Here is an 11595-nt window from a genome sequence, read left to right as displayed (position 1 = left end):
CCGCCGCCACCGTGCGGCGTTGCTGATTATCAGGAGCGATAATGAATTCACGAGCTAATCCGTTTTTCACCGCCAGCACCTTGCCGTATCAAACCCCGCCATTTGACCAGATTCAGGAAGAGGATTTTCTGCCGGCGCTGGAGGCGGGGATTGAAGAGAAACGGCGCGAAGTGGCGGCGATCGCCAGCAATCCTGACGCGCCAACCTTCGCCAACACCTTTGAGGCGCTGGAGCGTAGCGGCCAGTTGCTGAAGCGCGTGAATCTGGTGTTTGGTGCCATGACTTCCGCCAACACCAGCGATCGCCTGCAGGAAATCGATGAACTGATTACCCCGCAACTCACCGCGCTCAATGATGAAATCTACCTGAACAGCCAGCTGTTTGCTCGCCTCGATACCGTTTACCAGCATCGCGGTTCGCAGTGCCCGGATGCCGAAGCGATGCGGCTGGCGGAAGTCACCTGGCAGCATTTTCGGCTGGCCGGTGCCAGCCTGAGCGACGCGGATAAAACCCAGCTGCGCGCCTGCAATCAGGAGCTGGCGAGCCTCAGCACCCGCTTCGGTAATAAGTTGCTGGCGGCCACCAAAGCCGGTGCTTATGTGGTGAGCAATGTTGCGGCGCTGGCCGGATTAAGCGAGGAAGAGTTGGCGCATGCCAAAGCGGCGGCCGAAGCACGTGGCTTGCACGGCGAATGGCTGATTGCTCTGCAAAACACCACGCAACAACCGGCGCTGCAGGCGCTGGAAGTGCGCGCCACGCGTGAAGCGCTGTTCCAGCAGGCGCTAACACGCAGCGAGCAGGGCGATGATAACGACACGCGCGACATCGTGTTACGCATGGCGCAACTGCGCGCGCAGCAGGCGAGTTTGCTCGGTTTCAAAACCTATGCCGAATGGAGCATGCAGGATCAGATGGCGAAAACGCCGGAGGCGGCTTTTGCCTTTATGCGCAATATTGTCCCTGCCGCGCGGGCCCGCGCGGAACGCGAAGCCGCCGACATTCAGCAGGCCATCGAAGCCGTGCATCACAGTTTTCCTTTGCGCGCCTGGGACTGGAGTTTTTATGCCGAGCAGGTGCGTAAAGCCCAATACGCGCTGGATGAGAGCCAAATCCGCCCGTACTTTGAGCTGAATAACGTGCTGGAAAAAGGTGTGTTCTGGTCGGCCAGCCAGCTGTTTGGCATTCGCTTTAGCCAGCGCCACGATCTGCCGGTTTATCATCCGGACGTTAACGTCTACGAGATTTTCGATGCCGACGACACGCCGCTGGCGCTGTTCTACACCGATTTCTTTAAGCGTGATAATAAAAGCGGCGGCGCGTGGATGAGTAATTTCGTCGACCAAACCACGCTGCTCGGCACCAAACCGGTAATCTACAACGTGTGCAACTACACCAAGCCGCAGGCAGGCCAGCCGGCGCTGCTGAGCTGGGATGAAGTGATCACGCTGTTCCACGAGTTTGGTCATGCGCTGCACGGCTTGTTCGCCACGCAACGCTATCCGAGCTTGTCGGGCACCGCCACGCCGCGCGACTTTGTCGAGTTCCCGTCGCAGATTAATGAGCATTGGGCCAGCAACGAAGCGGTGTTTGCCAACTATGCGCGCCATTACAAAACCGGAGAGGCGATGCCTGCTGAGCTGCGCGACAAGATGGTTCGCGCCGCAAAGTTCAACAAAGGTTACGACATGACCGAGCTGCTGGCCGCCGCGCTGCTGGATCTGCAGTGGCATTCACTGACCACGCACGACAATCCGCAGGACATCAGCCACTTCGAGCTGCAGGCGCTGGCCGCCGAAAACATTGCGCTGGCGACGGTTCCGCCTCGCTATCGCTCCAGCTATTTCCGCCACATCTGGGGCGGCGGCTATGCAGCCGGTTATTACGCCTATATCTGGACGCAGATGCTCGCCGATGATGGCTATCAAGCCTTTGTTGAACGCGGTGGATTAACACGTGAAAACGGTCAGCAGTTCCGCGAACATATTCTGTCACGCGGTAACAGCACCGATTTGCAGCATCTGTGGCTAGCGTGGCGCGGCAAAGAGCCGGCGATCGGCCCTATGCTGAAAAATCGTGGATTAGAGTCGTAGAACCGCCATTGATGGCGAGCTGGTTCAACCCAGCGGACCGCCTTCAATGGTATCGCACATGCCGGCCAGCACGCGCTCGCCGGTTTCGTTTTTCAAATCTGCATACCATGCCGCCGTCACTTCCGCGTCTTTAGCGTGGGTCACATCGCAGCGCTTACGGGCTTTCAACACCAAATCTTTGGTGCGCTCCACGCGTCGGGCTTCATAGCGCAACAACGCATCCTCAATCCCTAAAGAGTGTGACGCCAGCGTCTGCGCCAGCACCACCGCATCTTCCATCGCCGCACAACCGCCTTGCCCGATATCCGGCGTGGTGCTGTGTGCGGCATCGCCCAGCAACGCCACGCGACCTTTAACAAAACGGCTAAACGGTTCGATGTCGTGGATTTCCACACGGTTGGTGGTTTCCGGATTGAGGCGTTCAATCAGACGCTGCACCGGTTCGGCCCAGCCGCTGAAGTAGCCTTTGAGATCATTTTTCAACGTTGCGCGATCTTCCGGCAAGCCTTTTGGCAGCGGAACATCAAAGAAGAAGTAGAAGCGGTTATCGCTAACCGGCATCAGCGACACGCGTTTGCCTTCACCGACAAAAGTGGTCCATTGATCGGCGGGCGCAATCGCTTCATCAATCGTCACCAGGCCGTTCCAGTTGACGTAACCGGCGTAACGACGTTCCACGCTTTCACCCAGCACATAGTGGCGGATCACCGAGTGCGTACCATCGGCGGCAATCATAAAATCACCTTCGGCCTGGCTACCGTCATCAAACCATGCGGTGACGCCATGCTCGGTTTGCTCAACCTGCGTGACGCGTTTACCAAAGCTAATGCGCGAACGTCCGTAGGTATCGATCAGCATCGCCTGTAACTCCGCGCGCGCCACCGGATAGGGATATTCCCCCACCTGCTGCACCAGCGGTTTCATGCTGAAGCGGGTGAGCGTGCTACCGCTGTGCGCATCGTTGTAGGCCATAAACGCCATGTTGCCGCCCAGTGCGCGCAGCGGCTCTTTCATGCCCAACGCGTTGAGACATTTCACGCCGTTAGGCCAGATAGAGATCGCCGCACCCACCGGCTTCATCTCTTTCACTGCTTCAAACACCGCGGTGTCAAAACCCGCTTTCTCCAGCGCAATCGCAGCACTCATACCGCCAATGCCCGCGCCAATCACAATCGCTTTCATATCCGTCTCCTTTGCTATGCATTGAAGACTGCAACTTTTGTACCAGGTTGGAGGGTTGGCCGAATGGAGGCTAACTCGTTGATTTTACATCAACGAAGCAGCATCTGATCTTAACGCTCTGCACTACAGTGGCGCACGCCCATGCACTGTAGCAGAGCAACTTCTGTGAAAGAGTGAATCGATTGTTTCAGCATGGTAATTGGCCCCGCAGCAGCCATACTCATTACACCCGTTCTGCGAGGACTCAATCATGAAATGGATAATGGCTTTTACCTTGCTGTTCAGCGCCAGCGTGCTGGCACAACCGCAATGGCAGCCGGAGCGAAAAGCACCGGTGGTGCAGCTGACGCCGATTGCCGCGAAGTGCGATGTTTCAGCCTGTCAGCAAAACTGCTATGTGCAGCAATCACAGTGTAAAAATGACAATAACGGCGGCTGCGGCTCGCTGGCACAAATTTGCGTACAAAACTGTGCCAGTCAGTGTCGTTAAATGAAATAAATCTGTCATAACCGAGTGCTAGCGTGTTTCCCCGGCAAGGTAATATTCTGATAACAGGGGAAAATAATGAAAACCCGCTTCACACTGATTGCAACGGTTATTCTGCTGGCACAGCAAGCACATGCGGTTTCACTGCCCGATGCGGCCGCGCTGGCAGGCTTAACCTCTACCGGTTCCACCTCCGCTTATAGCGATCTCGAGCAGCAATCGCTACAGGCTGAACGTCAGGCGCTGCAAGGTGATAGCAGCACGTTGACGCGCGAGCAACTGGAAAAAGCCAAACAGACCGCGAAACAAGCTGACACGCAGTGGCTGAAAAACAGCGGCTACGATTTCAAAATGAAAGAGAACCAGCAGGCCGGAATTGCGCTGCTTTCAGGCTTTAGCACGTTGCCCGCTAGCGTGCTTGATGTCAGTCAAGCCACCGTTACCCACATCAATCTGAACGCCACGCTAAATGTGCGTCATCAGGCTCTGGCCGATGCAGAAGCCATCAGCTATCTCTATTTCCTCTCCGATGCGCTTGGTCCGCGCCTTGGCAAAGCCTTCCTCGCCGCTTACGACAAAGGTGAGATTGGTAAAGCCGCCGCGCTGATTAAAGCCAGTGAAGTCAGCACCAGCGCGGCGAAAAAGCACTTTAACTATCCGCGACCGTTCCTGCGTGAAGGCAACAGCATCCATCTGGTACCGGACGATGTGGTGTTGAAGGATAACGTGCGTTACACCGCCGACGGCGGCTCTTTCCCGAGTGGTCACACCAACACCGGTTATACCGATGCTTTGTTGCTGGCCGAAATGGTGCCGGAACGTTTTGAAGCATTGGTGACGCGCGGCGCACGCTACGGTTATTCGCGTTTAGTGTTGGGCGTGCATTACCCGCTGGATGTGATGGGTTCGCGCATGGTAGCGCAGCGCAACGTGGCGAATTATCTCAACGATGCGCGCTATCAGGCACTGTTTAGGGAAGCGCGTAATCAGTTGCGTGCCGCGCTGGAAAAAGAGTGTGGCACGTCGCTGGCAGAGTGTGCGCGCAGCAATGGCAATGACGATCCGTATCGCTCACCGGCGATGAAGCAGTTCTATCGTTTCACCATGAGTTACAACCTGCCGAGAGCCAATGTGCAGAACGCGCCTGTCAAAGTCCCGCAGGGCGCGGAGATCCTGCTAAAAACCGCGTTGCCGCAGCTGTCTGATGCGCAGATTCGTAGCCTGATGGTGAAAAGCGCGCTGCCAAACGGCTATCCGCTGTCTGGCAATGATGCAGATCAGTCATTCTGGCAACGTGTGGATTTAACGGCGGCGTATGCTTTAGCGAAACCGGCGCGTTGATATTTTGCTTTAAATTCGGTGCGGGCGCAGACACATCTGCTGCGTCACGGGCCGTCCTCGCGCCGCTAGCGCGGTGCCTTCGGCTTCTACGTTGTGCCAACGGACCGTTCGGGGATCGGCCGTCCTGGCCGGCCCCGAACTGCCTCACGCATCCATGCGTGAGGCTCCTGGCCCAACGTAAAATCCTCAGCGCTGTGGATAGCCCTTTTGCCGCAGCAGACGCGCCAGCGCCTTTAGCAAATGTGTCCTTTTCAACAACTCGCACTGAAGCAATACCCTCGTCACGCTTTAATCCGGCGATCAAGCGCGAAGGGCGCTGAAGTAGCTTGTGCAAATAGGGCCGCAGCGGCGGGATGGTCGGGATTGAGAATGGCGTTGTCTTCGCCGGTCAAAATGCTGGGTACCGTTAATAGCAAAGGAAAGCCGCCTTGCACATCGAGGAATGCGGCGCCAATCGCCTGTGTCTCTTCTTGCTGCTGATACTTTTGCCAATCGTCGGGCAGTTTATTGCTGTCCAGCGCCATGATTTCGCTCTCAGGGATCGGCAGAGTAAAAATCACAAAGCGGCTCTTCTCCAGCATCGCTTTACCGGCATGCACCACCAGTTCCAGCGTGGCGAGCGCCTTTGAACTGCTGAGATACACCGTCTTAATACCGGGCGGATTCCAGCGTCCGCCCCATTTTTCAGCGCCAGCGCCGCTAAATGCCTCGCTGGCGTACTCTTCTTTCACGAGTCGATAAAACAGCCGATAGGGAGCATCCGGTTCCTTCCGTTGCGTCATTACACAATTACTCCGTGTTCCAGGCGACCAATCAGCGTTAACACCGCATCACAACCCGCAGGCGTGCTCAGCATCTCCATCGGCAATGCATCATCCAGTGCCAACGCAGGTTGATACATCCAGTGCATGGCAGCGTCAACGTCACCGGCAAATAATTGCAATACGGCATCCAGAATTTCGAACACCTGATACACGCGCGCACCTTGCTCCACCGAAAGTTGCGATCCGGCTTTCTCGCGGCGGCGATAGGTATTGCGATCGATAGAGACCATCTGGGCCACATCCAGCGGCGTTGCTTTCAGCACCGTGGCCGCGCGTTCAACGATGCCGACATCCAGACCTTCGGTGATCAACTGGTGCGCTTTCAGCGGATTACGCGGTAAGCCCATTTGATCCATAAACGATTGCTGAGCGTGCTGGATCAGCGTGGGATCGAAGACGCGTGCGGCATTGCCGTGATTGAATGGGGATGCAGTTGTCATAACAACCTCCTGAACAATGTTCATTTGAACATTTTGATAGCTCAAGTGTACATCACTGCGCAGGGGTTGTCATTTTTTATACGACCTTAAAACTAATGCATTGTTAATAAACAATAATCAACTGGCTTCCTGCCACATCTCGCGCATCGCCAGCTCCAGCTTTTTAAACACCCGATAACGTACGTCGTGAAACGCAACGCGATCCGCTCGCGGCAACAATTCGCCGGGATTGATCTGCACCGCCTGCTGCGCGGCCTCGGCAAGATTGCGCCACGCGCCGACGCCCACACCGGCACACAAGGCGGCGCCCAGCGCGCCGGTCTCTTTGCACTCCGCCACGCGAATCGGTATGCCTAACACGTCAGCAAACATCTGCGGCCAGATGCAACTGCGCGCCGCGCCGCCCGACAAAATGGCCTGCGTAAAAGGGATGCCTGCCGCACGCAAGCGATCAATATGCGCCCGATGGGCAAAGGTCACACCTTCGAACAGCGCAAACAGCATATCGGCGCGCGTATGCCAGCCGCCTAAGCCATAAAACCCGGCCTTGGCCGGTTCCGATTTGCGTCCGGAATAGAGATAAGGATGATAGAGCGGTAGCTGGGCATTGGGTTGCACGTGCGCCACGCTATCGCTGCTGCGCGCCGCGCCCTGACCGCCGCGACCATCGTCGAATTCGCGCAGGAACCAGTCGAGATTCGCCGCCGAGGTGGCGCTGGCCTCAATCGCCATATAACGGTCGAACTCTATAATGGAGTTCATAAATACCGGGCGCAGATAGTCGGGTTTATCCACCACCACCTGATTGATGCTCCACGTACCGGCGACAATCGAGGCTTGACCGGTGTTCACCACGCCTGAACCCACGGCGCTGGCCACCACATCAAATATGCCCGCCACCACCGGAATGCCCGCCGGTAATCCGGTGAGTTGGGATGCACGTTCTGTGACATGGCCAACCACCTCGCAGGATTCACGCAGTTCGGGCAGCAGGGCGAGCGCCTCTTCGATGTCGTACAGCGCCATCAATTCACGGCTGTAGCCGCGCGCACGATAATCAATTAAGCCGGCGCCGGCGGCATCTGAAAAATCAGCGCTAATCGCACCGCTGAGAAAATGGGCGATAACGTCTTTCGCGCAGAGTAAATGGCCGATTTGCGCCCAGCGCTCGGGTTGATGTTGCTTAATCCAGCTGATTAATATCGGCGTTGCCGCAGGCCAGGGTTTTTGCAGCGAAATCTGGTAGATGCGCTTATCCGCGCCGCTCATTTCCAGCGCGTGCACCTTGTCACAAGCTCGATGATCGATAGATTGAATACCAAAAAGTGGCTGCTGATGCTTATCCAGCGCGTACAAACCGTTGCCGTGGCCGGCCGCGCCAACCGCAATTACATCGCTGGCGGGCGTCTCCGCCTGCCCCAGACAACGGCTCACCGCATCGCTGACGCCATGCCAGATATCCGCCACCGGCCGTTCGGCGTAGCCTTCCTGCGGACGATGGGTTTCTCCCGCGCACTCGGCCACCGACAATACGCGACCGCTGAGATCAAACAGCACCGCTTTGATCATGGTGTTTCCGGCATCAATACCGACTATCTTCATATCCGACTCCGTGCAACTGGCGAAGACGGCGCACCGCTTAAGCGCCGGTGCAGGTAAGGCTTAACCCTGCTGATAGATTTCCAGGGCGTCCGCGCCGCTGGCGCCCTGATGAATAATCGCCATCAGCGCTTTCACCACGCGTGACGGATTATCGTGTTGATAAACATTGCGGCCATACACCATCCCGCTGGCACCTTGCGCCATCAGCGCGGCACTTTTGGTCAGTACGCCAGCCAGTTCACCTTTGCCGCCGCCGCGCACCAGCGTGGGACAGCGTGCCGCTTCCACCACGCGATGAAAATCTTCCACGTTCTCAGTGGGATCGGCTTTGATGATATCGGCACCTAACTCACGCGCCAGCCGCACCAGCGGCACAATTTTCTCGACATCGCCGAGTGAGCCGTAAGCCGCGCCTTGTCCAGCGGGGGCCATCACCAGCGGCTCAATCATCAGCGGCATGGCGTAGCGATCGCAAGCCTGGCGCAAGCGGCCAATATTTTCGACGCACATGCGGAAAATGCCCGGTTCATCCGGGATCAGATAGAGATTCACTACCACTGCGGCGGCGTCCATCTGCAACGCGGCAAGAATCGGTTCATCCGGATTGTGCAGCACCGCCCACATTTCCCGGTGACGCGCCGCGTTGTAGGCATTGCCCACATCGGTGCGCATCACCAGCGCCGGTTTGCGTCCCGCCACACGCTGCAGCAGATCGGCCTGACCATAGTTGACCTGAATCGCATCCGGCTGCGCGGCGATCAGGTTATCCATCACGCCCTCAATATTCTCCAGTCCGATGAGAAAATCAGGCTCGTTGGCGATACCGTGATCAATGGCGACATCCAGACATTTACCGTGCTGAAACAGACGCTGCATGCGCACTTTATTGGTTACTAACATGTCGTGTTTCCTCCTGAAAAACCGTGGGGTAAAGGCCGGTAAGCCCGTGCAACCGTGCCAAATTGGCGCAGCCGCGCTGCAGCTGCTGCGTGCGTTCGCTATCACTCCAGCCGAGCGTCGCGGCCATGATCTGCGCGATCTCCTGCACCAGCGGCGCGCTAAGTTCACCGCAAATCGCCAGCGAGGTGCGGCGCACCAGCAAATCCTCCAGCTGACAAACCTGCTCGTGCTCAATCAGATACCGCAATTCGACATCGCTGTAGGCGGCGTGATGCTGCAACATTTGCTCGCCGTGCTGCTGGATCAGCGCCAGCAGCGGCAGGGCGCGGCTGCCGTAACGTTTGGCGAGTTGCATCACGCGCGGCAGCGGCACGCCATAACGCTGCGCTAGTTGCGCCAGCCACGCGGTTTGTCCTGAAGGTTTGGGGAAATCACGTCCGCCGCCAATCGGCACATCACCACTGGAGACCTGACGTTTTTCGCCGAGCAGCCGCAGCACGCGATCCGCCGCCTCTTCACCAAACTGGCGGAAAGTGGTCCATTTGCCGCCGACTAAACAGAGCGTGCTCCAGGCGCGATTGGCGTCAGCCGGCAACACCACTAACGAGTGATTACGCGAAATTTGGCCGTTGAGTTTGGCCTCGCTGGCGGGCAGCGGACGTACGCCGCAGAAGGTGTAAACGATGGCGGAATCCGCCACCTCGATATGCGGGAAGACGAAGCGCAGTGACTCCAGGATATAACTCTTTTCCTCCTCTTCGCACACCACTGCATCGGGATCGTCCACGCGGATATCGGTGGAACCCACCAGCACCTTGCCAAACCACGGAAACATGATGCAGACGCGGCCTTCCTGGTTTTCGAAATAGACCATTTCGCCGTCCAGCATCTGCAGCAATTCAGGATGATCGAGGATCAGATGCGAACCTTTGGTGCCGCCAATCAGCTTTGGCAGATCGCGGTTGGAGGTGATGCGTTGGTTAAGCTGGTCGATCCATGCGCCACCGGCATTCACCAGCACATGCGGTTGCAGGCTAAATCGCTCACCGCTCAACGCATCCTGCAAAATAACCGTTTCGCCCTCGGCGCTGACCAGCTGCAGATAATTGAGCGCCAGCGCCTCTGGACAGGCTTTTTCGGCATCATCAATCAGCTCAAATCCCAGCCGCTCGGGCGCGCTGATCCAGGCATCGTAATAGCTGGCGCTGTATTTCACCCAGGGCGCGAATCCCGGCCAGCGGTCACGCGTGGCGGCTTCATTGCGCACCTGATGCTTCGGCATCGATCCATATTGGCGGGTGTAAATGTCATACAGGCTAAGCCCGGTTTTGATCAGCAACGCCCCGCGCCGCGTCGGTTTATCGCTCAGGCGTAGAAAACGGCGGGTAGCATTCACTAAACCGCCAGCGAGATTATCGATCGGCACCGTGGTGCGTAGGGGGAAAACATAGTGCGAAGCATTTTTCAGCAGGCGATCGCGCTCGGTAACCGACTCTTTGACCAGCGTAAATTCACCGGTTTCCAGATACCGCAAACCGCCATGAATCATGCGCGACAGCGCACCGCTGGCGGCCTGGCACCAGTCGCCTTTTTCCACCAGAATCGCCGGAATGCCCTGTAACGCCAGCTCACGAAACGTACTGATACCGTTGATGCCGCCGCCGACAATCAACACCGGTGTCGATGAACGCAGGCGCAGGGCGCTCAGACGTTGTTCGCGGGTTTTAATGTTATCCATGAGATGCTCCTCGGCTCAGGGCCAATTCCAGTACGCCTGCCGCAGTCGATTCATCAGTGACCATGCCTTTCAGCCACTGACCGTGCAGCACGCAGTCAATCGGGTCCACTTTGTCACGACCAGCCACCACCGCCATTGAGAAGGGAATGCGTTGCAGTTCAGGCAACGTCAGGCCAACCAAACGCCGGTTGGCATCGAACGGAGCCGGTTGGCCGTTAGCATCCAGCAGCCAGGCTAACAGTTCACTGCGCGCACCGCTGGTTTCAATGCTGGAGGAAGCATGGCGCGCCGAGAGGTTAAGATCGTAGTAGCTGGAGTTGTCGCTATGAATTGATCCTAAACCCACTACCGCTAACGTGGCGTTACGCGCTTTATCCAGCACCTGGTCGACGGCGCTAATGCCCATCAGCATGTCGCGTTCATCGGCAGAATCAGTAAAAAGCGGGGCGTGAATCTGCCATGCGTGTCCGCCAAGACGCGCCGCCATTTCCGAGGCCACATGATTGACGTCGGTGTAATGTTTGCCTTGCACGCAGCCCAGCGCGGGTACCACTTGAACATCGTATTTACGTGAGGGTTGTAATGCTTCAACTAGCGCACTTACACCTTTGCCACCAGTAATAGCAATGACATCGCCATCCTTTAAGCGTGATAACAAATATTCTGCCGCCGCTGCGCCGACCATTTGCAGACTATGATCCTCACTGCGTGCAACGTTCGGCGCCACCACCACCTGTTGCAACTGACCGAGGGCAGCCAGATCGCTCTCCAGTTGATGTGCTGAAAGCCAAGGGGATTTGATGGTGATTTCCACCATGCCGCTCTCCTTACCCTGACGTATCAGACGATTAACGCTGGCAACCGATAAGCCGGTTTCAACCGCAATCTCCGACTGTTTCTTGCCATCGAGGTAATACATCACCAGAACCTGGTAAATCTGACGCGCGCTATGAAACGCAGGGTGCTCATTAGCGAATTCCATGGGCGATAA

Annotated in this window: 10 protein-coding genes; 3 read left to right on the top strand and 7 right to left on the bottom strand. The window is 57.1% G+C overall.

What is annotated here, in order from left to right; genetic code table 11:
- Positions 1–41 precede the first annotated feature (41 nt).
- Positions 42–2090: a peptidyl-dipeptidase Dcp gene (gene dcp, locus P6287_RS09685; RefSeq protein WP_277974886.1), complete on the top strand. Its 2049-nt coding sequence runs from the start codon at positions 42–44 to the stop codon at positions 2088–2090.
- Positions 2091–2114: 24 nt separating this feature from the next.
- Here dcp and hpxO read toward each other — a convergent pair whose 3' ends face one another.
- Positions 2115–3272, bottom strand: coding sequence for an FAD-dependent urate hydroxylase HpxO (gene hpxO / locus P6287_RS09680; RefSeq protein WP_277974885.1), 1158 nt, complete (start codon positions 3270–3272; stop codon positions 2115–2117).
- Positions 3273–3522: 250 nt separating this feature from the next.
- On the opposite strand from hpxO, the gene P6287_RS09675 reads away from it, so the two are divergent.
- Together P6287_RS09675 and P6287_RS09670 are read left to right on the top strand one after the other, a co-directional pair.
- A complete protein-coding gene (locus tag P6287_RS09675) occupies positions 3523–3762 on the top strand; it encodes a hypothetical protein (RefSeq protein WP_101764365.1) in 240 nt (79 codons plus the stop codon).
- A gap of 75 nt (positions 3763–3837) precedes the next feature.
- Positions 3838–5100 carry a phosphatase PAP2 family protein gene (locus P6287_RS09670; protein ID WP_277974884.1) on the top strand — a complete coding sequence of 421 codons (1263 nt, stop codon included), beginning with the start codon at positions 3838–3840 and terminating at the stop codon, positions 5098–5100.
- Between the two features lie 281 nt (positions 5101–5381).
- Here P6287_RS09670 and P6287_RS09665 read toward each other — a convergent pair whose 3' ends face one another.
- From P6287_RS09665 to P6287_RS09640, 6 genes are all read right to left on the bottom strand, one after another.
- The gene (locus P6287_RS09665; protein WP_101764367.1) at positions 5382–5882 is read right to left on the bottom strand and encodes an RES family NAD+ phosphorylase; all 501 of its coding nucleotides are present in this window, start codon (positions 5880–5882) and stop codon (positions 5382–5384) included.
- Positions 5882–6364: an antitoxin Xre/MbcA/ParS toxin-binding domain-containing protein gene (locus tag P6287_RS09660; RefSeq protein ID WP_154193487.1), complete on the bottom strand. Its 483-nt coding sequence runs from the start codon at positions 6362–6364 to the stop codon at positions 5882–5884. The genes P6287_RS09665 and P6287_RS09660 overlap by 1 nt, the downstream gene beginning before the upstream one ends.
- Before the next feature lie 117 nt (positions 6365–6481).
- On the bottom strand, positions 6482–7966 hold the full coding sequence (locus tag P6287_RS09655; RefSeq protein ID WP_277974883.1) for an FGGY-family carbohydrate kinase: 1485 nt from the start codon (positions 7964–7966) through the stop codon (positions 6482–6484).
- Positions 7967–8026: 60 nt separating this feature from the next.
- A complete protein-coding gene (locus P6287_RS09650; RefSeq protein WP_192411816.1) occupies positions 8027–8866 on the bottom strand; it encodes an aldolase in 840 nt (279 codons plus the stop codon).
- On the bottom strand, positions 8850–10604 hold the full coding sequence (locus P6287_RS09645; RefSeq protein ID WP_192411817.1) for a glycerol-3-phosphate dehydrogenase/oxidase: 1755 nt from the start codon (positions 10602–10604) through the stop codon (positions 8850–8852). Before P6287_RS09645 ends, P6287_RS09650 begins: the two co-directional genes overlap by 17 nt.
- Positions 10597–11586, bottom strand: coding sequence for a sugar-binding transcriptional regulator (locus P6287_RS09640; protein ID WP_101764372.1), 990 nt, complete (start codon positions 11584–11586; stop codon positions 10597–10599). Before P6287_RS09640 ends, P6287_RS09645 begins: the two co-directional genes overlap by 8 nt.
- Between the last annotated feature and the right edge of the window lie 9 nt (positions 11587–11595).

The organism is Pantoea sp. X85, from assembly GCF_029623675.1.
Taxonomy (GTDB): domain Bacteria; phylum Pseudomonadota; class Gammaproteobacteria; order Enterobacterales; family Enterobacteriaceae; genus Pantoea; species Pantoea leporis.
This window is presented reverse-complemented; position numbering and strand designations above follow the sequence as displayed.